This is a genomic window from Prochlorococcus marinus, assembly GCF_001180245.1.
Taxonomy (GTDB): Bacteria; Cyanobacteriota; Cyanobacteriia; order PCC-6307; family Cyanobiaceae; genus Prochlorococcus_A; species Prochlorococcus_A marinus_F.
In genome coordinates, this window is sequence record NZ_CVSV01000097.1 from 1 (window position 1) to 321 (window position 321).

At 26.2% G+C, this 321-nt stretch carries 1 pseudogene; it reads left to right on the top strand.

From position 1 onward, the window contains the following. Window positions 1-321: pseudogene (locus tag AMO19_RS03460) on the top strand (RNA degradosome polyphosphate kinase); the annotation flags it as partial.

Below are 321 nucleotides of genomic sequence, written 5' to 3' on the forward strand. Positions count from 1 at the left end.
GACGGACTTACCCCAAAAGAGCAATTAAAAAAAATCAATAATGAAATAAAGAAGTTAACTATTCTCCAAGAAAACTATGTAAATAATGAATTAAAAAATGAATTAAAAGAAAAAGGTGTAATTTTAAAAAAATATAAGGACCTAAGTGATAATCAAAGAAATTGGTGTAATAACTTCTTTACAACATCTATTTTCCCTTTATTAACTCCATTAGTCGTTGATCCAGCACATCCATTTCCTTTTATAAGTAATTTAAGTCTAAATTTAGCAGCTTTAATAAAGGATGAGGAGAATTCTAAAAATCAGTTTGTCAGAGTAAAA